Annotated in this window: 26 protein-coding genes, 1 tRNA gene and 1 other annotated feature; of the genes, 17 read left to right on the plus strand and 10 right to left on the minus strand. The window is 55.9% G+C overall.

Annotated features, from left to right (window positions below):
• The first annotated feature begins 3 nt into the window (after positions 1–3).
• From gnd to U9R25_03230, 3 genes are read left to right on the plus strand one after another with little or no spacing between them, the layout of a single operon-like run.
• On the plus strand, positions 4–1,473 hold the full coding sequence (gene gnd / locus U9R25_03220) for a decarboxylating NADP(+)-dependent phosphogluconate dehydrogenase (GenBank protein MEA3334893.1): 1,470 nt from the start codon (positions 4–6) through the stop codon (positions 1,471–1,473).
• An 11-nt stretch (positions 1,474–1,484) separates the two neighbouring features.
• Positions 1,485–2,768, plus strand: coding sequence for a diphosphate--fructose-6-phosphate 1-phosphotransferase (locus U9R25_03225; protein MEA3334894.1), 1,284 nt, complete (start codon positions 1,485–1,487; stop codon positions 2,766–2,768).
• A 47-nt stretch (positions 2,769–2,815) separates the two neighbouring features.
• On the plus strand, positions 2,816–2,998 hold the full coding sequence (locus U9R25_03230; protein ID MEA3334895.1) for a CDGSH iron-sulfur domain-containing protein: 183 nt from the start codon (positions 2,816–2,818) through the stop codon (positions 2,996–2,998).
• A gap of 92 nt (positions 2,999–3,090) precedes the next feature.
• Here U9R25_03230 and U9R25_03235 read toward each other — a convergent pair whose 3' ends face one another.
• The gene (locus tag U9R25_03235) at positions 3,091–3,858 is read right to left on the minus strand and encodes an HAD hydrolase family protein (protein ID MEA3334896.1); all 768 of its coding nucleotides are present in this window, start codon (positions 3,856–3,858) and stop codon (positions 3,091–3,093) included.
• 271 nt (positions 3,859–4,129) lie between these two features.
• Here U9R25_03235 and dcd point away from each other — a divergent pair, with 271 nt between their 5' ends.
• The 14 genes from dcd (at position 4,130) to pyk (ending at position 21,509) form a co-directional block, all read left to right on the plus strand.
• Positions 4,130–4,687: a dCTP deaminase gene (gene dcd / locus U9R25_03240; GenBank protein MEA3334897.1), complete on the plus strand. Its 558-nt coding sequence runs from the start codon at positions 4,130–4,132 to the stop codon at positions 4,685–4,687.
• Between the two features lie 16 nt (positions 4,688–4,703).
• Positions 4,704–6,491 carry a methionine--tRNA ligase gene (metG, locus tag U9R25_03245; GenBank protein ID MEA3334898.1) on the plus strand — a complete coding sequence of 596 codons (1,788 nt, stop codon included), beginning with the start codon at positions 4,704–4,706 and terminating at the stop codon, positions 6,489–6,491.
• Between the two features lie 226 nt (positions 6,492–6,717).
• Positions 6,718–7,014, plus strand: a complete 297-nt coding sequence (locus U9R25_03250; protein ID MEA3334899.1) for an isoamylase early set domain-containing protein — start codon at positions 6,718–6,720, stop codon at positions 7,012–7,014.
• 81 nt (positions 7,015–7,095) lie between these two features.
• Complete coding sequence (glk, locus tag U9R25_03255) at positions 7,096–8,112, plus strand: glucokinase (protein ID MEA3334900.1); 1,017 nt, start codon at positions 7,096–7,098, stop codon at positions 8,110–8,112.
• Positions 8,113–8,252: 140 nt separating this feature from the next.
• Complete coding sequence (locus tag U9R25_03260) at positions 8,253–8,996, plus strand: NAD(P)H-hydrate epimerase (GenBank protein ID MEA3334901.1); 744 nt, start codon at positions 8,253–8,255, stop codon at positions 8,994–8,996.
• Between the two features lie 417 nt (positions 8,997–9,413).
• Positions 9,414–10,052: a cyclase family protein gene (locus U9R25_03265; protein ID MEA3334902.1), complete on the plus strand. Its 639-nt coding sequence runs from the start codon at positions 9,414–9,416 to the stop codon at positions 10,050–10,052.
• Positions 10,053–10,098: 46 nt separating this feature from the next.
• A complete protein-coding gene (locus U9R25_03270; protein ID MEA3334903.1) occupies positions 10,099–11,751 on the plus strand; it encodes an ABC-F family ATP-binding cassette domain-containing protein in 1,653 nt (550 codons plus the stop codon).
• Between the two features lie 77 nt (positions 11,752–11,828).
• Complete coding sequence (locus U9R25_03275; protein ID MEA3334904.1) at positions 11,829–12,533, plus strand: ubiquinone/menaquinone biosynthesis methyltransferase; 705 nt, start codon at positions 11,829–11,831, stop codon at positions 12,531–12,533.
• Position 12,534: 1 nt separating this feature from the next.
• A complete protein-coding gene (locus U9R25_03280; GenBank protein MEA3334905.1) occupies positions 12,535–13,167 on the plus strand; it encodes a UbiX family flavin prenyltransferase in 633 nt (210 codons plus the stop codon).
• 57 nt (positions 13,168–13,224) lie between these two features.
• Positions 13,225–14,067, plus strand: coding sequence for a class I SAM-dependent methyltransferase (locus U9R25_03285; protein ID MEA3334906.1), 843 nt, complete (start codon positions 13,225–13,227; stop codon positions 14,065–14,067).
• A gap of 33 nt (positions 14,068–14,100) precedes the next feature.
• Positions 14,101–17,589: a transglycosylase domain-containing protein gene (locus tag U9R25_03290; protein ID MEA3334907.1), complete on the plus strand. Its 3,489-nt coding sequence runs from the start codon at positions 14,101–14,103 to the stop codon at positions 17,587–17,589.
• Between the two features lie 124 nt (positions 17,590–17,713).
• Positions 17,714–18,565 carry a hypothetical protein gene (locus U9R25_03295; protein ID MEA3334908.1) on the plus strand — a complete coding sequence of 284 codons (852 nt, stop codon included), beginning with the start codon at positions 17,714–17,716 and terminating at the stop codon, positions 18,563–18,565.
• Between the two features lie 144 nt (positions 18,566–18,709).
• On the plus strand, positions 18,710–19,699 hold the full coding sequence (locus U9R25_03300; GenBank protein ID MEA3334909.1) for a hypothetical protein: 990 nt from the start codon (positions 18,710–18,712) through the stop codon (positions 19,697–19,699).
• A gap of 34 nt (positions 19,700–19,733) precedes the next feature.
• Entirely contained in the window at positions 19,734–21,509 is a 1,776-nt protein-coding gene (gene pyk / locus U9R25_03305; protein ID MEA3334910.1) for a pyruvate kinase, read from the plus strand.
• A gap of 87 nt (positions 21,510–21,596) precedes the next feature.
• Here the strand turns inward: pyk and rplL are convergent, their stop codons facing one another.
• The 9 genes from rplL to tuf form a co-directional block, all read right to left on the minus strand.
• Positions 21,597–21,983, minus strand: coding sequence for a 50S ribosomal protein L7/L12 (gene rplL / locus U9R25_03310; protein ID MEA3334911.1), 387 nt, complete (start codon positions 21,981–21,983; stop codon positions 21,597–21,599).
• 100 nt (positions 21,984–22,083) lie between these two features.
• Positions 22,084–22,644, minus strand: coding sequence for a 50S ribosomal protein L10 (gene rplJ, locus U9R25_03315; protein MEA3334912.1), 561 nt, complete (start codon positions 22,642–22,644; stop codon positions 22,084–22,086).
• A gap of 30 nt (positions 22,645–22,674) precedes the next feature.
• Positions 22,675–22,856: a sequence feature (ribosomal protein L10 leader region), on the minus strand.
• 52 nt (positions 22,857–22,908) lie between these two features.
• Positions 22,909–23,622, minus strand: coding sequence for a 50S ribosomal protein L1 (gene rplA, locus U9R25_03320; GenBank protein ID MEA3334913.1), 714 nt, complete (start codon positions 23,620–23,622; stop codon positions 22,909–22,911).
• A gap of 112 nt (positions 23,623–23,734) precedes the next feature.
• Positions 23,735–24,160: a 50S ribosomal protein L11 gene (rplK, locus tag U9R25_03325; protein ID MEA3334914.1), complete on the minus strand. Its 426-nt coding sequence runs from the start codon at positions 24,158–24,160 to the stop codon at positions 23,735–23,737.
• A 45-nt stretch (positions 24,161–24,205) separates the two neighbouring features.
• A complete protein-coding gene (gene nusG / locus U9R25_03330) occupies positions 24,206–24,742 on the minus strand; it encodes a transcription termination/antitermination protein NusG (GenBank protein MEA3334915.1) in 537 nt (178 codons plus the stop codon).
• A 140-nt stretch (positions 24,743–24,882) separates the two neighbouring features.
• Positions 24,883–25,095 (minus strand): preprotein translocase subunit SecE, encoded by a 213-nt coding sequence (secE, locus tag U9R25_03335; GenBank protein MEA3334916.1) that lies wholly within the window; start codon positions 25,093–25,095, stop codon positions 24,883–24,885.
• Between the two features lie 122 nt (positions 25,096–25,217).
• A tRNA-Trp gene (locus U9R25_03340) sits at positions 25,218–25,294 on the minus strand.
• Positions 25,295–25,359: 65 nt separating this feature from the next.
• Positions 25,360–25,524, minus strand: coding sequence for a 50S ribosomal protein L33 (gene rpmG, locus U9R25_03345; protein MEA3334917.1), 165 nt, complete (start codon positions 25,522–25,524; stop codon positions 25,360–25,362).
• Between the two features lie 72 nt (positions 25,525–25,596).
• A partial coding sequence (gene tuf, locus U9R25_03350; GenBank protein ID MEA3334918.1) for an elongation factor Tu occupies positions 25,597–25,721 on the minus strand: 125 nt, incomplete at its 5' end.

A 25,721-nucleotide genomic window follows, 5' to 3' on the forward strand; every position in this document is an offset into this window, starting at 1 on the left:
ACAATGACAACCGCAAAAGCAGACTTTGGCCTTATTGGCCTGGCAGTGATGGGCCAGAACCTGGTCCTGAACATGGACGACCATGGTTACACCGTGGCGGTTTTTAACCGAACGGTTTCCAAGGTGGACGACTTCATCGACGGCAACGCCAAGGGAAGCAAAGTTATCGGTACCCACTCCATCGAAGAGCTGGTTAGTGTTCTGAAACGGCCTCGCCGGGTGATGCTGTTAGTGAAGGCCGGTCCTGCGGTGGATGCGTTCATCGAAAAGTTGATTCCCCACCTGGAGCAGGGTGATATCATCATCGATGGCGGTAATTCCAACTACAACGATACGATCCGCCGCGCCGAGTATGTCGAATCAAAGGGCTTACGATACATCGGCACCGGTGTTTCCGGCGGGGAAGAAGGTGCTCGTTTTGGGCCATCGATCATGCCGGGGGGAACGCCCGAAGCATGGCAATATGTCAAGAATATCTTCCAGGATGTATCGGCCAAAGTACCCGAGGGTGATCCCAATGGCACACCCTGCTGCGATTGGGTCGGTGAAGGTGGCGCCGGTCACTTCGTGAAGATGGTTCACAATGGGATCGAGTACGGTGACATGCAGATTATCTCTGAAGCCTATCAACTGATGAAGGAAGGCCTGGAGATGAGCAACGAGGAGATGCATAAGGTCTTTGCCGAATGGAATGAGGGCAAGCTGGACTCCTATCTGATCGAGATCACGCGCGATATTCTTGGCTACAATGACGAGGATGGAAAGGCCGTCATCGATTTGATTCTGGACACGGCAGGCCAGAAGGGTACCGGCAAGTGGACCGTCATGTCTTCGCTGGAAATGGGTGTTCCCTTGACCCTGATCGGCGAGGCGGTTTTCGCTCGTTTCCTGTCAGCCCTGCTGGATGAACGCAAAGCTGCATCGGAAGTGTTAACCGGGCCGGAGCCCGTCTTTGATGGCGACAAGGACGCCTTCATCCTGGACCTGCAGGAAGCGGTCTATGCTTCCAAGATTATCTCGTATACCCAGGGGTACATGCTGATGAGGGCCGCTGCTGCCGAGTATGGTTGGCACTTAAACTACGGCGGCATCGCCATGATGTGGCGCGGCGGCTGTATCATTCGTTCTGCCTTCCTGGGGAAGATCAAGGATGCCTTCGACAACGATCCAGAGCTGCAAAACCTGCTGCTTGATTCCTACTTCGAGGACCAGGTGGCGGCAGCTCAGGACGCGTGGCGTCGGGTTATTGCCAAGGCCATAGCAATGGGTGTACCGGTACCAGCCATGTCCAGCGCGCTGGCATTCTACGATGGATACCGCCGCAGGCGTGGATCCGCCAACATGATCCAGGCCCAGCGTGATTACTTTGGTGCCCACACCTATGAGCGCGTCGATAAGCCAAGAGGGGAATTCTATCACACGAACTGGACCGGAACAGGTGGTGATGTGACGGCCAGCACATATATGGCATAGGAGTATCAAAAATGCCAAAAAACGTAGTAGTTGCCCAATCTGGTGGACCCACGCCGGTCATCAATAGCTCACTGCGCGGTGTGGTGGACATGTGCCGGGCCATGCCGGACAGCTTCGGAACAGTATATGCAGGTTTCCATGGTATCGAGGGCGTCTTGAAGGAGGAATTGCTGGATCTGTCAGCTCAGTCGCCCGAAGAGATCGCTCTGCTGGGCACCACACCAGCTGCGGGCGCCATTGGTACCTGCCGTTACAAGCTCAAGGCCCAGCAGGAAGAGGATTTCGAGCGCGTTATCGAGGTGCTTAAGGCGCATAACGTGGGCTTTTTCTTCTACAACGGCGGCAACGATAGCATGGATACCGCATACAAGATATCTCAGATAGCACGCGAGCAGGGGTTGGAATTGATTTCCACCGGTGTGCCAAAAACCATCGACAACGATGTGGGCGATAGCGAGTTCAAACTGATAGATCACACGCCCGGGTACGGCAGTGTTGCTCGTTATTGGGCGCTGACAGTGCAGAATGCCAACGAGGAGAACGCCGGTTCCTGTCCATCCGATCCTGTGTTGGTCATGCAGGCAATGGGCAGGAAGATCGGCTACATCCCCGCGGCGGCCCGGTTGGCCGACCCGGACCGCGAGCTGCCACTTCAGATCTACATGCGGGAGTCGGGTCTGACCCTGGAACAGATGGCTGATCTGGTGAACGAGCAGCTGAAACGCAGTCGTCGCTGTATCGTAGTGGTCAGCGAGGGCTTCGATGTGGGCGAACTGGCGGCACGCAGGGACAGCTTCGGCCATGTTCAATTCTCGGCCAGTGGTACCACGGTCGAGCAGGTGGTGGTTAACTATCTCAACGATGCGGGACTGGCTGCTACCGGTTCGGCCCGCGGCAATGTTCCCGGTACCGATCAGCGGAACAACATGATCTATGCTTCTACGGTGGATCTGGAGGAGGCCTACAAGCTGGGCCAGAAGGCGGTGGAAATAGCTGTTACCGATGGCAACGGCTACATGAGCACGATCCTGCGCCAGCCTGGCGCCCTCTACAATGTCAAGTATGATAAGGTACCGCTGGAGCTGGTGGCTAACTCCGAGCGCACCTTCCCATCCGGGTGGATCAGCGAGAGTCGCGTCGATGTCACCGACGAGTTCATTGCTTATGCCCAACCGCTGATCGGAGAAAGCTGGCCCAGCATACCGCTGGTGAATGGCCTTCAGCGCTTCGCCCGTTTGAAACCCATCTTTGCGGAACCCAAGCTGGCACCGTACACACCGCAGACTTATCGCTGAGTCGTGATAAGCTGCAGAAAATCGTCTATCGACAGAAGGAGCGACACATGATTAACAGCAAAGGTCACCCTGATCGCCATAACGAAGAAGTGCCTGCCGGCAAGGTCGTGGCTTTATGCCGCTGCTGGCAGTCCAACAAGTTTCCCTATTGCGACGGGACCCATAGAGAGGTAAACGCCGCGAATAACGATAATGTTGGCCCGGCCATCATCAAAGCAGTCGCGGAATAGGGTAGAGTCGCTGTGTAGACACAACCTGGCGGGAATGAGCCAAGAGGCATGAGCGTAATGCCCATGCCTCTTCTTCCTGCCGCGAACCGGGATTACTCAGCTCGCCTGGTCACGTGGTGCATGATATCCAGTACCCCGCGCGTGAACGGCCAGGGTGAGACGTAGTCCACCATTTCCAGTACGGGATCTGCCGCGTTTGCCGGGGCAGCCGCCACTGCGGCCAACTCCAGAAAACAGATGTCGGAGGGGGAATCTCCTATACCTGCTACTTGATCGAGGCTTCCGTTCCAGCCCTCGTTTCGCAGTTCGCTCAGTAACCAGAGCAATCCCGTTCCCTTGTCCACTGCCAGGGGCGTGACATCCACTGAACTTGCTGTATGCCCGACTTTGAGGGGCAGCCCGGCTTCGCAAACCTGGGAAGCCACGTATTCAGCAAAAACTGGCACCGTCACATCGTTTGGCGGGAAGAAGGTAACCAGGGCTTCCTTGCCACATTGCCGGCCAGCACCGGTTTCCTGGACGATTCGTTCAGCCAGATTGTGCCATTGCTGTCGCTGCGGTTCTTCAAGACGGGCTGCAGGATGATAGACACATTCCCGACCTAACTCTCTTTGTGGAAAATACAGACCGCAGCCATGTTCGAAAATGGCTGGAAGCTGTCCGTCGATCATCTTTAGCATGGCTTCGACATAGGGATAGGGACGGCCGCTACAGATTGTCGCCTGGGGAATGGTGTTTGTCGGTGATGCCTTACGGTTCAACTCGCGGATGGCAGCCAGTGCCTTGAAGTCGTAAGGAGCTTTCTCACCTTCGATCAGACAGCCGTCGATGTCGATGACTATGAGTTTGATGGGGATCATGCGGGGCCAACTCTCTTCTGGCAATCACGAAAATGAAACATGTTGCACGGAACACGTCATGGATAGCGCCCGTGTACAAAGCGCAAGGCGGCTTCCGTCAGGAGGGCTGCACCGATGGATTATACAGGCAAGGACACCTTAGCGCCAGGCTCATCGACGAATCCTCTTGTGTCGAACGGTCCTTCCGTGCGAGGGAATCGCCAACGGACAGGATTTCCGTATAATGGCAACAACCGGCCTTAACCAACCCTGTCTCGGGAGAAGCAAACTCGTGTCAATCAAACCTGATCACTGGATCCGAAAAATGGCCATGGAAGAGGGCATGATCGAACCGTTCATCGATCACCAGGTGCGCGATGACGTCGTTTCCTATGGCTTGAGCAGCTTCGGCTATGACATCCGGGTTGCTTCCGAGTTTCGCATTTTTACCTCCGGTCTGGGCGACCTGACCGTAGTCGACCCCAAACATTTCGACGCGCGATCTATGGTGGAATTCGAGGGGGATGTATGTGTCGTGCCGCCCAACTCCTTCGCACTGGCCAGAACCATCGAGTATTTTCGCATCCCTCGCAACGTGCTCACGATCTGTCTTGGGAAAAGCACCTATGCGCGCTGTGGAATTATTGTCAATGTGACTCCCTTCGAGCCGGAGTGGCAAGGGTTTGCTACTTTGGAGATATCCAACACCACCCCCTTGCCTGCCCGGGTCTATGCCAACGAGGGTATCGCCCAGGTATTGTTCTTCGAAGGGGACGAGCCGCTCCAGTCCTATGCCGACAAAAAGGGAAAGTACCAGGGACAGGTGGGCATTACGCTACCGAAGCTGTAGAAAAGGAGGAACGACCATGACCAAGACCAAGAGAATTCACGTCTGTGTTGCCTGGCCCTACGCCGCCGGCGATCGGCACATTGGTCATCTGGCCGGTGCCTATCTACCACCCGATATCTTTGCCCGCTACCACCGGCTTGCTGGAAACCAGGTGCTCATGGTGTCAGGCTCCGATACCCACGGCACACCCATCACCGTGCGTGCCGAGCAGGAGGGCATCGATCCGGACCAGATCATCGAGTATTATCACCGGCGATTTGTGGAGGGTTTCGAGCGTTTCGGCCTGACCTTCGATCTGTATACCCATACCGATACCCAGAAGCATTGGGAAGTGACCCACGACCTCTTTCTCCGTCATCTGGAGCGCGAGTACATTTACACTGCGGTTCAGGAGCATCTCTATTCGATCGACGAGGATCGCTGGCTGCCAGATCGTTACGTTGAGGGCACCTGCCCCTATTGCGATTTTGAAAGCGCCCGCGGTGATCAGTGTGACAACTGCGGGCGTACCTACGATGCTATCGAGTTGATCAACCCGCGTAGCAAGGTCAGTGGCAGCACCAATATCGAAGTGCGCCCGACTGAACATTTTTTCCTGGACCTGGGCAAGGCCAACGACTTTCTGATCGGATGGCTAAACGAGCCTGATAAAGCTGATTGGCGACTCAATGTTATCAACTTTGCCCGAGCCAGGGCCGAGAGTCGAGAGCTGCGTGGCCGTCCCATCACCCGGGATCTTTCCTGGGGCATTTCCATTCCGGTGTCCGGTTACGACGATAAGCGCATCTACGTCTGGTATGATGCTGTGATCGGTTACCTTTCCGCCACCAAAGAATGGGCGCTTTTTACCGGCCAACCCGATGTCTGGCGCGATTGGTGGCACAACGACGAAAGCGTGGAGTCCTATTACTTCATCGGAAAGGACAATATTCCCTTCCACGCCATTATCTGGCCCTCCATGCTGCATGCCTATGGCCCGGTCGACGGTGAGGATTGGTGGCTCAAACTACCCACCGATATCCCGGCCAATGAATTTCTCACGCTTGGCGACTTCAAGTTCAGTAGTAGCTTTGGCAATGTCATAACGATCAACGAAGCTGCCGAAAGATATCAGGTGGATGCCTGGCGTTTTGCCTTGACCGCCATGGCACCGGAGGCCGCTGATAGCGAGTTCACCTGGGAGGAATTTGTCCGGCGCGTCAACACCGAGTTGGTCGCCAATTGGGGCAATCTGGTGAACCGGGTGTTGGGTTTCACCTACAAACGCTTCGATTGCCATGTGCCTGAACCGGGTGAGCTGGACGAGATCGACCAGGCATTGCTCGCCACGATTAGTGGCGGTTTCGACAGCGTCGGTGCCCTCTACGAGGCGCGCAAATTCAAGGCTGCACTGGATGCTTCGCTGCGGCTGAGCCAGGAAGTCAATCGCTATCTGAACGAGAAAGTACCCTGGCATCAGATCAAGACCGATCCCGCCGCCGCGGCAACGACCATCTATGTCTGCCTGCAGGCCATTGACTGGTTGACCCTGCTCTTTGCCCCCGTTTTGCCTTTCAGTTCCCAGCAGGCACGTGAATATCTGGGCTACGATGACTCTCTCTTTGGCCAGCAGTACACAGAAACCGTTGCCGACGAGCGTGGTGAACACCTGGTTTTGCGTTACGATAACAGCGAAGCTGAGGGCCGTTGGCAGCCAACCAGCCTGCAACCTGGACAGGCGCTGCGCAGCCCCAAACCCTTGTTCGATAAATTGGAAGAGAGTGTAATCGACGAGGAGTTGGCTCGCATGGGTGTGGCCTCCTGACACTACAAGCTGTGATCGGGGCAGGCATTCCCGGGATCACGAGATTTGCCAAAACAAGACAACTGGCTATACTGCCCCGCGAGGTTGACCGAGCCAAAGGCAGGTTCGTCGCCGTCCTGGTTTCTGACCAGGCAGGAGCCAGGGTGTGTTGAACGCATGGCTGGCAATCGGCGGTACCTGCCTCTTTCTCGCTCGGAAATGTTAGAAAATATAAGGAGACTAAAACATGTTGAAGAAAAGCTATTCCAAGACTGGAAGTTCCTGCCGCGTGACCTTTGCGCTGCCTGCCGAGGTCGAAGCCGGCAGTGCCGCTCTTTGTGGTGATTTCAACGACTGGGATTCAACTGCTTCCCCCATGACGCAGCGCAAGGATGGTCGCTTCTCGGTGACTGTTTCCCTGAAACCTGGAAGTGATTATCGCTTCAAGTACCTGGTGGATGGAGAGCGCTGGGAGAATGATTGGGACGCCGATGCCTATATGCCCAATGAGCATGGTGGCGAGGACTCGGTCGTAAAAGTCTAAAATAAAACAGGCAGCCCTGCTCCACGATGTTTTTGACCTCTGGAGCTGGGCTGTGGTATCAGTGGAGGAGAGGAGTGCAAGGTGTCAACACGGCTGTTAGCCGGTGACATTGGTGGAACCAAGACGCATCTGGCGATCTTCGCGCCGGATCAGGGTCCTCGTACCCCCATCGTGGACAAGGTCTATCCCAGCGGACAATACCAGAACCTTGAAACCATCGCCAAAGAATTCCTGGCTGAAACGGGTCAGCAGGTAGAGAGCGCTGTTTTCGGAGTTGCCGGACCGGTGGTTGGTGGACAAGCAACCATTACAAATCTGCCCTGGATTATCCGCGAGCATCGCTTGCAGGAGGTTCTGGATATTCCGTCGGTCACCCTTTTGAACGACCTCCAGGCTATCGCCTACTCGATTCCAAACCTGGACACTGAAGATGTGCACACGCTGAATGATGCGGATGCGGACCCCGAGGGCCCCATTGCGGTCATCGCTCCCGGTACAGGATTGGGCGAGGCCTATCTAACCTGGAATACCGATGGCTACCGCGCCCATGCATCGGAAGGGGGGCACACTGATTTCGGTCCAACTGATGCCCTTGAGGTCGGGTTGCTGAACTACATGATGCAGCGATTCGACCATGTCAGCTATGAGAAGGTCTGCTCCGGCCTGGGAATTGCCAATCTTTATGCCTATCTGAAAGATACCGGGTGTGCACCGGAACCTCCCTGGCTGGCGAAGGCACTGGTGATTGCAGACGACCCCAATCCCGTCATAGTAAATGCTGCGTTGCGACATGATGAAAAAAGCTGTGAATTGTGTGAAACCACTTTGCGGCTTTTCGTGTCTATTTTGGGGGCCGAAGCAGGTAATCTGGCCCTGAAGCTCATGTCTACAGGAGGAGTCTATCTCGGCGGCGGCATTCCTCCTCGTATCCTGCCCTGGCTTGAGAATAAGTACTTCATGCAGGCCTTTTTGAACAAGGGACGGTTCTCTACCGTTCTGATTCGCATTCCCGTCCACGTCATTATGAACCGTGACGCCGCGCTTCTGGGGGTGGCTTGCTACGGTTTGCGGATTACGTGGCATTTTGGCGTGGCGTAACCGTATCATGAAAACAGCTTAGCCCTCGCGGAGTACCCCTGGGAACCAGACTGGTGCTGCTATTCCGGTCTTCGGGCGAAGTTAGGCGTTTGTAAAGGACACGACAGGGCTTTCTAACGTTGCTCAGACCAGAGGTGCCGATGGATGATATCCCGTTTGTTGATAGTACTATTCCCTGGCTAACCACCGAGCAGATGATCGAGGTGGATCGAGCCATGATAGAGGATTATCACATTGATCTGATTCAGATGATGGAGAACGCAGGCCGTTGCCTGGCTCATCTGGCGCGCCAGCGCTTTCTGAATGGTGATCCTCGGGACCGATCTGTGGTGATCCTGGCTGGCACTGGTGGCAATGGCGGTGGCGCACTGGTCGCTGCCCGGCGGCTGCACAACTATGGGAGTCGAGTACAGGTGTTTGTGACCCGGCCGGACGAACGTTTTTCTCCCGTCCCTGCCCACCAGCTGGACATCCTTCGCCGGATGGGTATCTCCATCGAATCCACTGAAAGTCTGGATCGTGCGGAGAGGCCGGAGCTGATTCTGGATGGCCTTATTGGCTACAGCCTCAAAGGCGCACCCCGCCAATCGGCTGCAACGCTGATCCGCTGGGCCAACACATCGGGCGCGCCGGTCCTGGCACTGGACACTCCTTCAGGTGTGGATGCGAGCACTGGCAGCGCTTATGATCCGGCGATTCGCGCCACAGCCACGATGACACTTGCACTGCCCAAGGAAGGGTTGAGGGCCCCGGGGGTCGGTCAATACGTGGGTGAACCGTACCTGGCCGATATCAGCGTGCCGCCGTCGTTGTACGGGGCACCTGCCCTAGGCCTTCAGGTGGGCGAGATATTTGCCACCGGCGATATCGTGCGGCTTCGCTAGCCCCACCTTCAATTCTCAATATGGAGGGGAGTCGAGGCTGTACGAAGTCCCCATTTTTTGGGTCAGCCGGGTTGATCTTGCGCAAGTACAACTGGCGAACCACCTTACCCTAACCTGGACAAGCCAGAGGAACGCTGATTTTCGCAGACCTCCGGCGCAGAGGTCGCGGTACATTCTTGGTTAGGTCCGTGGCGAATTTTCTTGCCCAGTGTGCAAGAATCTGACTCGAGAGGTACTGAAGGGGGCTACGCATAGACTCTACTCCAGCGTCCATGTCGGCCATATTGAGAATTGCTACAGCTCACCTGATACTTTGACTTGTGCAACGGCCTGTGGCATCATGGAAAGGTGTACCGAAACGGTCGTCTGGCAGGAATCGGGCGGCCGGTTTATTTTCTGTGGAAAAGGACTCTGCTAATGACCATTCACGATGTTTCTCTGCCGATAACCGCTTCGCTGGTTGTCTGGCAGGATGACCCACCGGTCAGTTTGACCTACATAGCTCACCAGGATGACGGCGAAGTTGCAACGCTCTCCAGGGTGGAAATGGGACTGCACACGGGCACCCATGTCGATGCGCCGAAACATTTTATCAGGGGCGGCGCAGGAATCGACAGCCTCGATTTGAACATGCTGGTCGGACGGGCAGTGGTGGTCGAGCTCATGGACGTGGAAATCATCACTGCCGATGTGCTGGAGTCCCTGGATATCCCTGAAGGCACGGAGCGTCTGCTTGTCCACACTCGCAATTCAGAATTATGGGAACAGGGCCACCGGGAGTTTTTCACTGACTATGTTGCCTTTGACCGCAGTGGTGCCCGGTGGCTCGTGGACCATGGCGTCAGGCTGATTGGTGTGGATTATCTCTCGGTAGCATCTTTTCAGGACCTGGTTGTGACCCATGAAGTGCTTCTTGATGCGGCGGTGATCGTGGTGGAAGGGCTGAACTTAACCGGTATCTCACCGGGAGCCTACCAGTTCGTCTGCCTGCCCCTGCTCTTTTCCGATCGTGATGGGTCGCCTGCCCGGGCCATCTTGATTGATTCTGTCGATTGATTGAAAATCACACAGTCGCACATTCTCAAAGCACCTCGATGCCATCATGATTGCCGTACACCTGGACCGGGTCTCGATCACCTACGTGCAGGATTCCATCTTTGAGAATCTCTCCTGGGAGGTTCACGATGACCGTTGCGTGGGCCTGGTGGGCCCCAATGGCTCAGGCAAGAGCACTTTACTTCGACTCATCGCCGGTGAATTGGCCAGCGACACCGGTTTCACGAACCGCAAGAAGGGCTTGACCGTGGGCTATCTGCAGCAGGAGCCTGAGCTGCAAGCAGGGCAGACGGTGTTGCAGGAGGTGATGGCGGCATCTGAGCAGCTTGCTCAAGTCGAAGCAGACCTGGTCCGGGTCGAGCAGCGCCTGGCAGACCCGGATATCTATGGCAATGAAAGAGCCCTCGATCGAGCGCTGACTCGGCAGGCGCGGCTTCTGGAGGAGTTAGCCGAGTCGGGTGGGCACGGGTACGAGGGACGGGTACGGGCAACTCTGCATAGTCTCGGTTTCAGCGCAGCCGACCTGTATCTTCCTGTTGAGGTCCTGAGTGGGGGGCAGCGCAAGCTTGTAGGGTTGGCGAAATTGATGGTGACTCGTCCCGATCTTCTCCTGCTGGATGAGCCTGACAACCACCTCGATCTGGCGGGCAAAGCCTTCCTTGAGGAGTTCATTCGTGGCTACAAGGGCGGTGTCGTGATCGTCTCTCACGATCGCTACCTGCTGGATGTGGTCGTCGATGAGATCGTGGATTTGGAAGATGGTCGGCTTACGCGATACGCGGGCAACTATTCCGAATTTGCCTACGAAAAAGAGACTCGTTTGCTCAAACAGCAACAGCGTTTTGATGTGCAGCAGCGAGAGATCAGTCGCCTCGAACAGGCCGCTCAACGCCTGTTGACCTGGGGAAGATCCCACGACAATGAGAAGTTGATCAAGAGGGGCAAGGCGATTCTCAAGCGCATTGACCGCATCGATCGCATCGAAAAACCTGTGCTTGAACGTCGCCAGATGGACCTGGAATTGAAGGGCTGGCGAGGTAGCAACAAGGTGTTGGAGATCAACGATTTGGACAAGGGCTATCCGACGACCAACGGCAACGATGGGGACAAGATCGTTCTGGCAGGTCTGGATTTGCTCATCCGCCGCGGCGAGCGGGTTGGTTTGATCGGCCCCAACGGTGCAGGCAAGTCGGTGCTGTTTCGACTGATTTTGGAACAGGAGACCCCCACGGGCGGCGAGATCAAGATTGGGCCGAGCATCGAGACCGGTTACTATGCCCAACAGCATGAAACCCTGGATCCAAATCGGACTCTGATCGATACGGTTCGGTTAGCTGCGCCTCTGTCTGAACAACAGGCGGTTGCATTTCTTAACCGTTTTCTCTTTACCTATGATCAGGCCCGTAGCAGGGTGACAACGCTGTCCGGTGGCGAACGCAGCCGGCTGCAGATGGCGTTGCTGATGCTGGGTGGCCCTAACTTTTTGTTGCTGGATGAGCCCACCAACAATCTGGATATTCCCTCGGCCGAGGTACTTGAGGCAGCCCTTGAAGACTTCGAAGGTACCGCGTTGATCATCTCCCACGATCGCTATTTCCTTGACCGGGTTGTCAATCGCATTGTCGAGCTTGACGAGGGCTGCCTGACAGAATTCATCGGCAATTATAGCGATTATCAGGCCGCCATATCACACGCCTGATTGCCTCGAATCTCTTAACCTTCCTCTAATCTGCCATTCTTTTTACCTCAACCCTTCCTGTGGTAGAATCAATTGTCATGTCTGTATTACCGCCCAGCGACAGGAAAGCGGATTATGTCAGCGATATGTTCGCAGGCATTGCCGGTCGCTATGATCTGATGAACCGTTTGATGACCATTGGTCAGGATGTGCGCTGGCGCCAGATGCTGGTCCATGCAGCGGCCTTGCCCAAAGGGGGATACCTGTTGGACATTGCCACTGGCACTGGGGATATTGGGATTGAGGCTCTGTCCATGGTGCCCGATGTTCGCGTAGTAGCAGCTGACTTTTCTCTTCCGATGATGGAGGCTGGACGTTTCAAGGACGAAACCGGTCGATTGGCCTGGCTTGGTGCCGATACCCTTCATCTGCCTTTTGAGAATGATACGTTCGATGCTGTGTCATCCGGGTTTTTATTGCGCAACCTGGTCGATGTGGTCCAGGCGCTGGCAGAACAACGGCGGGTCGTACGACCGGGTGGGCATGTAGTCTGCCTGGAAACCAGCCCGCCTCCCGGCAACTGGCTGCGCCCCTTTATCCAATTTCACCTTTCGTGGGCGATTCCGACCCTGGGTAAACTGATAAGCAATTCCAGTGACGCCTATGCCTATCTGCCTCAATCTTCCCTTGCCTTTATGGCGCCCGATGTACTGGCCGAGGCATTCAGAGCGGCCGGGCTACGCGAAGTCCGCTATCGCCGATTGATGTTCGGCACGGTCGCGATTCATATCGGTGTGAAATAGTGTGATTAACGATAGTTCAACCACGCCCAGGCGACTGATTGTCGCGCTGTCCGGCGCCAGCGGTCAGGTCTATGGCATTCGTCTGTTGCAGGTGCTTCGGACCGGTGGGAAGCAGGTTGACCCGGGTCAGGCGATCGAGACTCACCTGGTTATCAGCGAGGCTGCCAGGATTATCATTGCGCAGGAAAGCGCCTATACCGCCAGAGAGGTCGAGGCCCTGGCGGATGTGGTGCACCGGCAGCGGGATATCGGGGCTTCCATTGCCAGTGGAAGCTTCGAGACCATGGGCATGGTGGTGGCGCCTTGCAGCATCAAGACCCTTTCGGCCATCGCCAACTCCTTCACCGCCGATCTTATCAGCCGGGCGGCAGACGTTCAGCTGAAGGAGGGGCGGCCGGTGTTGCTCCTGGTTCGCGAAACACCCCTGCATGTCAATCACCTGAGGTTAATGGTGCGCGCGTCGGAGGCAGGTGCGATCATCATGCCGCCGGTTCCCGCCTTTTACAGCCTTCCCAGGACGGTGGATGACATCGTCGACGACACGGTCGGGCGCTTGTTGGCCCGAATGGGCATCGAAAATGAGTTGTATTACCGTTGGTTGGGCACGCGCAAGGCAGTTGCGGATCGCGATTGAGCGAATGGGCGGACGGGCGATTGTGAAGCAGAATAGAGTGACTTGGTGAGTTTTGCTATGCAACACACAACACATATTACCCAACAGAAGCAGCATCCTCAGCATGGGGATCGCGCGGCCATCCGCGGCGTTCCATCGCTGGTTTGGCGGGCCGGGCAGGAACGGCGTCTGAACCTGATTCGCCAGTGGGCGCCAGTCGACGGCGCGCGGGTATTGGTGAATGGGTGTGGTATTGGCATGTATGTAAGGGCGTTGCGGGAATCCGGCGCGGCGGTCTGGGGCGTAGATATCGAGCGTGACCATGTGCAAGAAGCGCTTGAAAACGCCCCTGACACCTTTCTTTGCCAGGCTGCCGGGGAAACCCTGCCCTTTCCCGATGATAGCTTTGATCTGGTGTTGAGCCATGAGGTCATTGAACATGTTGGTGACGATCGGGCATATGCCCGGGAGATGGTCAGGGTATTGCATTCTCCGGCGAACGGAGACGAGAGTTGGACAGGTGTCAATGGCCAATTGCCGGTGACCAATGCTCCAAGCGGGGGAGGCAGGGCGGTGATTTTCTGCCCCAATCGGCTGTATCCGTTTGAAACCCATGGGCACTTCTGGCGGGGCACCTATCATTTCGGCAATACACCGTTCATAAACTGGCTGCCCAATCCGTTGCGCAATCGTTTGGCGCCTCACGTGCGGGCTTACAGCCGAGGCGGGTTGCGGCGCCTCTTTGACGGGTTGCCTGTGCGGGTAGTGTATCACGGCGCCATCTTTCCTGGCTTTGACAATATCGTCAGACGCCAACCTGAACTGGGACGTTGGCTTCAACGTGTAACCTATGGCATGGAACTGACCCCTTTGCAGTGGTTTGGCATTTCCCATCTGTTGGTGATCGAAAAGATTGCATGACCCGATTGATGAAAAAAGAAGAAAAACGACAAAATGAGCTACGATCCAGAACAAGTTTTGGTTAAGAGACGACGGCGAGATCGCCGTTGGAGACATCGCCCCAGGCCCTTTTTGCGAGCCGCCCAGGTGTTGCTCGTCCTCGCGATCGCCATTGGCCTGTCTGTTTTTCTGATAGTTGGCTCGGCAGTTGGCTCGGTAGCGGGAGTTTACGCCTTTTTTTCCCAGGATTTGCCCGATGCCAGCGCTATCGAAACGGAGCAGGTGGAGTTTGAAACCGTGCGGATCTATGACCGTACAGGAGAGCATCTGCTTTTCGAAAGCGTCGACCCGAGACCCTTTCGGGGGGACCGGACCCATGTGCCTCTGGACGAGATATCGAGTTGGGTTATTAGCGCCACCGTCGGCCTCGAGGATCGCAGTTTCTGGCAGAATCCCGGGGTGAACATCACGGGACTGGCGCGCGCATTTCTTTCCAACGTGCGGGGCGGCAGCGTGCAGGGTGGTAGCTCCATTACCCAGCAGTTGATAAAAAACATCATCATCGATCCGGAACTCCGTTACGTCAAGAGTTATACTCGAAAGGCCAAAGAGATTATCCTGGCCCTGGAGATCACGCGCCAATACCCCAAGGAGCAGGTTCTGGAATGGTACCTGAATTCTAACAACTACGGAAGCTTCGCCTACGGCATCGAGGCTGCCTCTCGCGTTTACTTTGACAAGTCCTCTCGCGACCTGGATCTGCCAGAGGCGGTGATGTTGACAACGATTCCCCAGTACCCGGCCCTCAATCCCTTCTTTAATCCCCAGGATGCCTATCGCCGACAGCGAAAAGCGCTTGATGCGTTGGCAAGCGAGGCTGGGGTAATTACCCAGGAGGAAGCGGATGCTGCCAAAAAATACTTCGACGAGTACATTCTTGACGACCTGCTGGAGGCCGGCTTGATCAGCCAATTCGATCATGATAACGCTGCCAACGACAAGGATGCCAGCGATCGTGTGCTCGACGCTCTGGTGGCATATGAGTGGTTGACCCAGGAGCAGGCGGATGAGGCCAGGGAATTTGGCGGCAATCGTTGGATGTTCCTGAGTGCTCGCTCAGCGGAGCGTTTCGAAAACACCAGCGCGCCCCATTTTGCCCTGTACGTGCTGGAGGAACTGCAGCAGCGTTTTAACTCGGTAGATGATCCCTATTTCATCTGGCGCGAGGGTGTTACTGTTTATACAACCCTGGATTTTGACCTCCAGAAAGCTGCGGAGTGTGTGGCTCGAATCCGTATTGCAGCGATCAATGGCACGCCTGTGGAGGAATACGTGCCACCTGAAGGCACTGCGCCTGATGCCTGCGATGATTTTAAGGACATCGATATTCCATCCAATGTGGAAGGAGTGGATCACAACGCACATAACGCGGCGGTCGTGGCGGTCCGTCCGCCTACCGGCGAGATTCTTGCCATGGTTGGAAGCGTCAATTATAACGACGAGGAGATCGACGGTGAGGTAAACGTCGCGATCGCCGAGCGTCAGCCTGGCTCCAGCTTCAAACCCTTTACCTACCTGGCGTCTTTCCTGCAGGGCTATACGCCCGCCACCCGCATCATGGATGTGAGGACGGTGTTTCCCAATCCGCCAGAACCGCCCTATGTGCCGGAGAACTACGATCGCAAGTATCACGGACCCCAGCTGTCCCGTTATGCTCTTGCTCGTTCCTACAACATCCCTGCGGTTTGGCTGATGGACAAAGTGGGCGTGAAGAACGTCATCGATCTGGCCCATAAACTGGGCATCAACACACTGGAGAAGGAGTACTACGGGCTAAGCCTGACCCTCGGTGGGGGTGAGGTGCGCTTGCTGGATATGGTCTTCGCCAACAGTGTCTATGCAAACCAGGGTGTGATGGCAGGTCAGCCGGTGCCTCTGGACCAGCAGAAGCCTGGTTTTCGTACGCTCGATCCGGTTGGCATTTTGCAGGTACGGGATAAGAATGGACAGATTCTCTACGAGTACGAATCCCCTGAGACAGAACGGGTGATCGATCCCCAGCGGGCCTTTCTGTTGCAGGACATCATGTCCGATTACAATGCTCGCAAGGCGGCTTTTGGTGAGTACGCCAGGTTCCTGGAATTGCCCGACCGGAGAATCGGGGCCAAGACTGGTTCGACTAACGGCTGGAAGGATGCCTGGACCATCGGATATGCGCCTCAACTTGCCGTGGGCGTTTGGATCGGCAACTCCGACAACGAGGCCATGGATGAGGTCCCTGGTAGCCGAGGCGCCGCCCCCATATTTCGCGGGGTCATGGAATATGCGCTCACCGGGAGGGGCGAACCTGCGGAGGAGTTCATCCGCCCGCAGGGCATTGTGGATAAATCGGTCTGTTGGGAGTCGGGTTTGTTGCCCACCACCGATTGTGCCCGCGTTGTGAACGAGAAGTTCATCGAAGGCACCGAGCCCACTCAATTCGACATTGTCTGGCGGGCGTTCGAAATCAACCGGGAAAACGACAAGCTGGCGACTGTTTATACCCCGCCCGAACTGCGCGAGCGCAGGGTCTACCAGATATATCCGCCCGAGGCTGCCGACTGGGTTGCCGATCAGGGCATTCCGCAGCCTCCGACCGAATATGATACAACGGTTGGGCAAGGCACGGTGGACCACGAGGTCGCCATTATCGAGCCGACTCCCTTCTCCTACGTGCGGGAGCAGGTGGAGATCAAGGGCAATGCCCGGCTGGGTGATTTTCGCAACTACCGCATTGAATTCGGGGAAGGTGTCAACCCGGGAAGTTGGACTCAGATCGGGCCAGAGCATGGCAACCAGGTCGGCGAGGGCACGTTGGAATTTTGGGACACGGCGCCCTTCAACGGCCTTTACAGCCTGCGGGTTGTCACCACCCGCGGTGATGGCAGCACCAAGGAGGGCGTGGTTCAGGTGACTGTGGACAACATCTCGCCCACAGTGAGCATTGAGCATCCCAGCGATGGTGACCTTTACCTGATGGAAGACGACGAGTGGGTAAGTATCACTGCCGACGCCAACGATGATTGGGCCATGGATCGGGTGGATTTTTACCTGGATAACGAGCTGTCCACCTCCAGTATCGTGCCGCCATACAGCCGGCGTTGGGATATCACGATGCGGGATTGGACGCCCGGCAAGCCCCGGCAACCAATAACGACGACGCGAGAGCTTGCCCAACCTGATGGCACTGTCATCACCGAGACGGTCGAGCTGACAAGCCAGTTTATTCCCCAGCTGGATGAGAATGGTGCGCAAACGGGGCGTTTCTTCGAGATGTGGGAGAATGGATTCGGCATCCTGATCGACGCCAGCGATGGTTACACTGAAACCCATATCCTGCAGGTTAAGGCCTATGATAGAGCGGGCAACGAGGCTGTTAGCGAGGCAATCCGAATCTTTGTGGCCCATCAGCCTGACGAGGAACCGAGGGAGAACGGGGTAGGTTTGTTGCCCTTATTGGCGATCGTTCCTGCGCTGGCACCCCGCCGGCGCGATTGGGCCTGACACATTTCATTGCATAAAACGCCAAGCTGTGCATACTTGATAGTCGATGATGTAGATCGCAGCGATTCCCGTAAGGGAGGATAGTCCGAAGCCAGCCAAATAGACCACTTTTGAGGAGCTAGGCATGACCGCAAATTCAATGTCCCCCAACAATGTTCTCGTTGCGCTCAGCCGCATGGAACCTGACTTGCCCGACCTGTTGAGCCTGGAGGATTGGCAGGCTGACGGTGACACCTTTAGCGCACAGCTGGAGATGCTCCGGCAAAGTACCGATCCTGATGAACAACTTGCCATATCGCAGTCCCTTATCGACTTGTTGACCGATTATCCAGTGGTTAACGACCGTTTGCAGACGGAGCTACACGCTCAGGCGATGTTCGAGAGAATGCTCACCACTCGCATGAGCGCACTGGCCGAAACCATGGGTATCGAGAGCGATGCCGTGGAACCATCGATAACTGCCGCGATGCGAGCGGTGCACGCCGACGTTGTGGAACCCTCTCGATCGACTGACCCCTCGCGATTGATCACGATCAAGGCTGGTGGCCGCGATGGTGGCGAGGTAATCAAGCTTAGCAACCTAACCCTCGATTTGGCGACCATGGCCAGCCTGCTTGCTAACACCACCCTGATCGGCGCCAGTTTATTACACCAGACAAATCCCATCCTCATTGCCGCCAGTATCCTTTCTCTGATCGTGAGTTTTCGCGAAGGACTCTCCGTTGAACTCAGCGAGCAGGATGCCACTGTGTTCTGGGGTTTGGTAAAGGCATGCGACTGGGATCAGATTGCCGATGAAGCTGCCATCATCAGCTGGACCAATTACGAACGGGAGCGGGTTGGCATGCCGCCGCTGCACGACTATTACGTGAAGCGGACACTGGAAAAGCTGGAAGACCTCAAATGTATCCGCCCGGTGAAAGGGCGTCCCGACACCTGGCGTCTGGTCGATCGTTACGTTATCAGGATCAGATAGCAACGCCTCACTGTTCCTCGGAAACCACATCGCTATAGACGCCCCTCCGGTTCTGGCAGGATTCAGCTGTCGAGTGCCCTATGTTTGTTTCAGGCCGCATGTTAACGTTTGGCTTTACGTTTCCACCTGTGCTAGACTGTTTGTATGACTGAACCAGATCCATCCAAGTCACTCGAAGCAGCTTCTCAATATCAGAAGGCCCGGCGGCGAGCCCTGTTTGGCGAGATGTTGGGCGTCGTACGTGGCCGTTCCCCCGAGCTGCTCTCCTTTGATGCTGTGCAATCCGCGTTGGGGGCCTGGCAGTTCGTGGAGGGTCGCGAGCCCGAAGCTATCCCCCTGGACAAGATCGTTGGAAGTGTTGGCCGGTACCGCGATTTTACGCGTGAATTCCTGCCCAGAGACACCGTCAGTGAGCACCGCTGGCGCACGGTTGCTGCCCTCGTGGATAGCATGGAGGGATTGCCGCCCATCGAGGTGTATCAGGTTGGTGACATCTACTTTGTACGCGATGGCCACCACCGCGTATCCGTCGCCCGGGCCAACGATTTCGAGGACATCCACGCCTACGTGACCCGGGTCGACACGGCGGTATCCATCGACGCCGAGACCACGGCCGAAGACCTGGCTTTGAAGGCAGCCCAGGCCGATTTCCTGCGTGCCAGCCGTGTTGAACAGGTCCGTCCTGACGCCGATTTGGATGTCACCGACGTGGGCAGCTATTACGAGTTGATGCAGCATATCGACGTCCATCGCTACTATATGGGCCTGGAGAAAAACCGCAATATTCCCTGGGGAGAAGCTGTGGCGAGCTGGTACGATTTGGTCTACCTGCCAGTGGCTGCCGCTATCTGGGCTTCCGATATTCTCGATCGTTTTCCCGATCGTACGGCGACCGATCTTTACCTCTGGGTTTGTCAGCACCGGGAGGAATTGGTCGAAGGGGGAAGCGTCCAGCCATCTCCCGTCGAAGCTGTCACCAGTTTGGGACAGCAGAGTGGAGAAAAGCCCAAAACGGGGGTTGTCAATACTGTCAAACGGGCCCTTGGCGCAAAAGCGAAGACCACTGATCTGGCTGCCGAAGCAACCAAGGTGAAACAGCGCGGAACGCGGGAGGACAAGCCTCCTGCAGATTAAGCGAAAGATCGCCGGAAGAGGGAGAAAAGACACCATGCTCAGAACCAAGATCGTCTGCACCATCGGTCCTGCGACCGACGATCCCGAGGTGTTGAGAGCATTGACAGAGGCGGGTATGAACGTGGCTCGTTTCAATATGTCGCATGGCTCACAGGAATACCATGGCGCGAACATCACCAATATCCGCGAGATATCTTTGGGCATCAAAAAGGCTGTCGGGGTTTTGGTGGACCTACAGGGGCCGAAGCTCCGGGTCGGTACCATGCCGGAAGAGGGAATCCTTCTGGAAAAGAACCAGAAGATCGTTCTCAGCACCGATGATATCGAGGCCACGCGGGAACGGGTTCCTGTGCAGTTTGAAGGACTCGCTGAAGAGGTCACGTCGGGAAACCATATCCTGATCGATGACGGCCTGCTCGAACTGGTGGTGGAATCCAGCAACGGCAAAAACGAAGTTGTCTGCCGGGTTGAGACTGGCGGCGTTCTCAGGTCGAACAAGGGGATGAACCTGCCACGTGCCGATCTGGCGATTCCCTGCATTACGGCGAAAGACCGGGAAGATCTACGATTTGCATTGCAGCGTCAGGCAGACTGGATCGCTCTTTCCTTTGTTCGCCGGGCTGAAGATGTTTTGGAACTAAAGGAGCTAATCCGGGATACCTCTCCCTTCGGTCGCATGACTCCGGTGATTGCCAAGATCGAGAAGCCTGAAGCCGTGGATAACATCGACAGCATCATTGAAGCAGCTGATGGTATCATGGTCGCGCGCGGGGATCTTGGCATCGAGACCTCGCCTGAATCGGTACCCATGATGCAGAAGATGATCATTCGTAAGTGCCTCGAGGCGGGCAAGACCGTCATTACAGCTACCCAGATGTTGGACTCGATGATTCGCAATCCGCGTCCAACCCGGGCCGAGGCCAGCGATGTCGCCAATGCGATCCTGGATGGCACAGACGCGATCATGCTTTCAGGTGAGACTGCTGTGGGAAAATACCCGGTGAAATCGGTGCAGACCATGGTTCGCATTGCCCGGGAGGTGGAGAAGAACGCTCCCTACACCTATGAGCCCCACGTCGAGCCGGCAGAGACGATCACCGAAGCGGTCTGCATGGCAGCTGCCGACATAGCGGAGTCGCTGTGCGCCGCGGCCATTATCGTGCCGACGGTAGGGGGTACCACTGCACGAACGCTGGCCGCTTTTCGACCCAGCCGGCCCATCATCGCTGTCACCATGAAACCAACCACCTTGCTTCGCCTGACCCTGGTGTGGGGCGTGCATCCATTGCTCAGCCCCCGAACCCACTCGACCAATCAGGTGGTCATCGGTTCTGTCACTCGCGCTCTTGAGGTTGGCATGATTCAGGAAGGGGATACTGTGGTGGTAACTGCCGGCGCCGTGGGAACAGCTCCCGGTGTTACCGATCTGATCAAGGTGCACACCGTGGCTCGCACGCTGGCCAGGGGGCTCGGTGTCGGCTCAGAGATAGCCACGGGTCAGGTGCGACGGTTGCAATCTCCCTTGGCCGGTGATGTCGAATTGACCGACGACGAGATCGCTGTCACCGACTCAACGGACCGCAGCTTCATCAATGCCCTTTCACAAGCCGCCGGTTTGATTACCTCCACGGGAGGGGTTGACAACAGTCATTGCGCATTGTTGGCCTCGGAGCTGGGCCTGCCCGCGATTCTGGGCATTGGCGAGGACATTGATGCCCTGGAGGAGGGCCAATGGATCAAGATGGATGCTGAAAAGGGGGTTGTGACTGAACTCTATCCGGACCGCGAGGCAAACGTTGTGCGGCAATGATGGTCGATCGATATGTCCATGAAAACCAGGAGCCTCCGCCAGATCGGCGGAGGCTCCTGGAATCTATGCTGTCTGTGAGATTGTTTTTTACTTGATCTCGACGGTAGCGCCCGCAGCCTCGAGAGCAGTCTTGTACTCCTCAGCTGATTCCTTGGAGATGCCCTCAACTACGGTGGTGGGAGCATCCTCGACCAAAGCCTTGGCTTCCTTGAGACCCAAGCTCGTCACCTTGCGAACTTCCTTGATGACGTTGATCTTCTTGGCACCCACATCCTTGAGGACGACGTCGAACTCGGTCTGTTCTTCGACTTCCTCCTCGCCGCCGGCAGCACCGGCCACAGGGCCAGCCATGGCCATCATGGGAGCAGCAGCGGAAACACCCCATTCGTCCTGGAGTTGCTTGGCCAACTCGGCAGCCTCGAGCAGTGTCAGGGAATTCAGTAGTTCTTTGACTTGTTCGATCTTATCAGACATTTAGCTAACCTCCAATTTGGTTGTAGAAAAATATTTCCAGTGTTGTTTGCCCATCCTTTTGGACGGGATAGCGCCAATAGTGACGCTGCGATCGGGTTTTCTAGGCGCTTGCGCCCTTTTCGGAATAGGCCTGTATCGTCAGCGCCAGTTCTCGCAGAGCGGCCTCCAGCGTGCGGTAGAGTTCATTGGCTGGCGCCTCAATGGTCCGCGCCAACTCGCTCGCCGGGCTCTGAATAGAGCCAAGCAATTGCGCCCTTACCTCGATTCGGGTAGGCAGATCGCGCAGACTCATGGCGCCCTCTGCATCAAGGACCTGGCCTTCCAAAATGGCGGCCTTGATCTCAAGCACATTCGAGGCTTTAGCGGCAGCAAACAGAACTTTGGCTGCCGTGGCGATGTCGTCAGGCATGTAGGCGATGGCCGTTGGAGTAGTCAGATGCTCCTCTGGCACGGGCATGCCAGTACGTTCCAGCGCCATCTTGATCAGCGTGTTTTTGACGACCTGAACCTGAGCATCTCGCTCACGCATTTCCTTGCGCAAGTCCTGAATTTCCTGAACGCTCATGCCCCGGTAGTCGGTCAGCACGATGGCCTGGCTATTGTTCAGTAGCTCGACGTATTGCTCTACGAGTTGTTCCTTCTTTTCTCTCGATATTGCCAAGTGCTTTACCTCCTGTTAGGATGTTAGTACTAATGACAGCAAAAAGCCCTCACGCCGGCCGACGCGAGGGCTCACAGACCAGGTTGACCTGGGCCATATCAAGGGGATAGATAGCCCGCGATCTCAGGTTCTGGATTCGTTCGCTTCGGCAGGCGGTTGATTAAGCCACGTTACATGGCACCTGCTGTCTTCAGCAACGGAAACGGATTGGTTGTTAACTACTGTCCGGTGGAAAAACTCACCGGCAGGTGTTCTCTGTTGGTCTTAGGCTGTGCGCAGGGCACTTGCCAGGTTTGCGTCAACCTTCACGCCAGGCCCCATGGTTGGTGCCAGGGTGACACGACGAATATAGGTGCCCTTGGCGCCCGAAGGTCTGGCCCGGTCGACTGCTTCCATGATTGCGGTGAAATTCGCCATCAACTGCTCTTCGGTAAAGCTGGCCTTGCCGATCTGGGCATGCAGGTTAGAGGTCTTGTCGACCCTGAACTCAACACGACCCTGGCGGGCCTCAGTGATAGCCTGGGCAAGATCGTCCTCGTTGACGATGGTACCAGCCTTGGGACTGGGCATCAGGCCGCGGGGACCAAGGACCCGGCCAAGACGTCCCACCTTGCGCATCATGGATGGCGTGGCAATCGCCATGTCGAAATCCAACCAGCCGCCCTGTATCTTTTGTACAATCTCGTCACTACCTACGAAGTCGGCACCGGCTTCCTCGGCCGCCCTGGCAGCATCGCCTTCGGCAAAGACCAGAATGCGAACTTCCTTACCTGTGCCAGCGGGAAGCAGTACCACGCCACGCACCTGCTGGTCGGCATGTCGGGGATCGACACCCATGCGCAGATGGGCCTCTATGGTCGCATCGAATTTGGCGTAGGAGACTTCCCGGATCAGCTTGATGGCCTCTTCCGGGGGATAAAATGTGTCGTTATCTACCAATTTGCTGGCGTCCCGGTATTTTTTGCCGCGTTTTGCCATTGTATACTCCTGGTGGTGCAAACGGAAGTGGCTGTGCACTTCCTCCCACGGGTGTTGAATCTTTGTTAACTAAATGGACAGATGGATGCTCATAATGGTGAGCAGGTTTTATCTAACCTTCGACGGTGATACCCATGCTGCGGGCTGTGCCCTCAATCATCCGCATCGCGCCATCAACATCCGTGGCGTTGAGGTCCTTCATCTTCAATTCCGCGATATTGCGCAGATCAGCCTGGGTGACAGTACCTATCTTTTCTTGGTTGGGCTCCGATGAACCCTTGTCGACGCTTGCAGCTTTCTTCAAGAGGTCACTGGCCGGTGGGGTTTTGAGAACAAAAGAGAAGGATGAATCCTGAAAGATAGTGATCTCAACAGGAATGATATTGCCAGCCTGGCTGGCCGTTTTTGCATTGTATTCCTTGCAGAAACCCATGATGTTCACGCCATGCTGGCCCAATGCCGGACCAACTGGAGGAGCCGGGTTTGCCTTGCCTGCCGGAATCTGTAATTTTATGATCGCTTTAACCTTTTTTGCCATGCTCGATGTTCCTCATGCACCGCGATTGAGCGGTGAAAGAATGTGTTACACTTTTTCTAGTTGTAAAAAATCTACGTCGACCGGAGTCTCCCGATTGAAGAATGATACCATGATCCGTGCCCGGCCTTTGTCCGGGAAAAGCTCATCCACCGTGCCGGTGAACTCGGCAAAAGAACCCTCCACGATACGTACCTTCTGGCCAACCTTGAAATCGACCTTGATCTTGGGCTCTTCCGACTCCAGCTTTTGCAGGATTCTCTGGACTTCCTCGTCGGGAAGGGGCGTTGGCTTATTGCCCATGCCGACAAAGCCAGTCACATTGGGCGTATTACGCACCACGTACCATGATTCCTCGTCCATGATCATCTGGACAAGGACGTAGCCAGGGAAGACCCGCTTTTCTACGATACGCCGCTGGCCATCCTTGAGTTCGATTTCCTCTTCGGTGGGTACGACCACCTGGAAAATCTTGTTCTGCATGTCCATCGACTCGATCCGGTGCTCAAGGTTTCTTTTGACCTTGTTCTCGTAACCGGAGTAGCTATGGACAACGTACCAACGAGCATTCTCAGGCACTTCCAGGGTTTCAACCTGCTCGTCAGCCGTTTGCTCGGCCTCGGTAGTTGGGTCTTGTGTTGTATCGGGCGTGTCTTTGCTCACAGTAACTCTCAGGTTCAGGCGATGATCTTGAGGACGACCACCAGATGATATCCTATCGACGGTTAGCTGACAATCAAGCCAACCATGGATGAAAAGATGTTATCAAGCGTCCATAAAAAGAGAGACATGGCTACCGTAACCACGAGCACGATGAACGTGAGGTTGATTGCTTCTTCACGGGTTGGCCACGTCACCTTGCGCATTTCGGCACGCGTTTCGCGCAGGTATTTGAGGATAGGATTCTCTTTTTTCTTGGCTGTTGCAGCTTTACTCACGCTTATCTTCTCGCTTACGAAACTGGAAACACCGGTCTGAAATCCAGGACGGCATCTCGCGTACGTCACGGTCGCAATGCGCCGCGTTCACCTTATATCTTGAGCAATGCTCGACGAAACAGTGGCAGGCGTGGCAGGACTTGAACCCGCAACCTACGGTTTTGGAGACCGTCGCTCTACCAAGTTGAGCTACACGCCTGTGCTGAACGATGGTGATGCCAGGGACAGGAGATCGTTATGCGTTCCGCACCCTCGTTTCAATGCCTACTTTGTCTCCCGGTGCGGCGTATGCTTTCGGCAGCGGGGACAGTATTTGTTCAGTTCAATCCTTGCCTGGTCGTTGCGGCGGTTTTTCTCTGTGGTGTAATTGCGTTCCTTACACTCGGTGCACGCCAGGGTAACAACAATGCGAACTGATCTTTTTGCCATTTTTATCTCTCAGTTAGTTGAGTGAGGGACAAGGTCAGAAACCTGCCCCTCACCGAAATGCTATCCAGTTTTTTACTCGATGACCTTGGTGATGACACCAGAGCCGACGGTGCGGCCACCCTCGCGGATGGCGAAGCGGGAGCCGGCCTCCATGGCAACAGGCACGATGAGCTCAACACCGAGGTTGACGTAGTCAC

This window comes from Chloroflexota bacterium (assembly GCA_034717495.1).
Classification (GTDB): domain Bacteria; phylum Chloroflexota; class Anaerolineae; order JAAEKA01; family JAAEKA01; genus JAYELL01.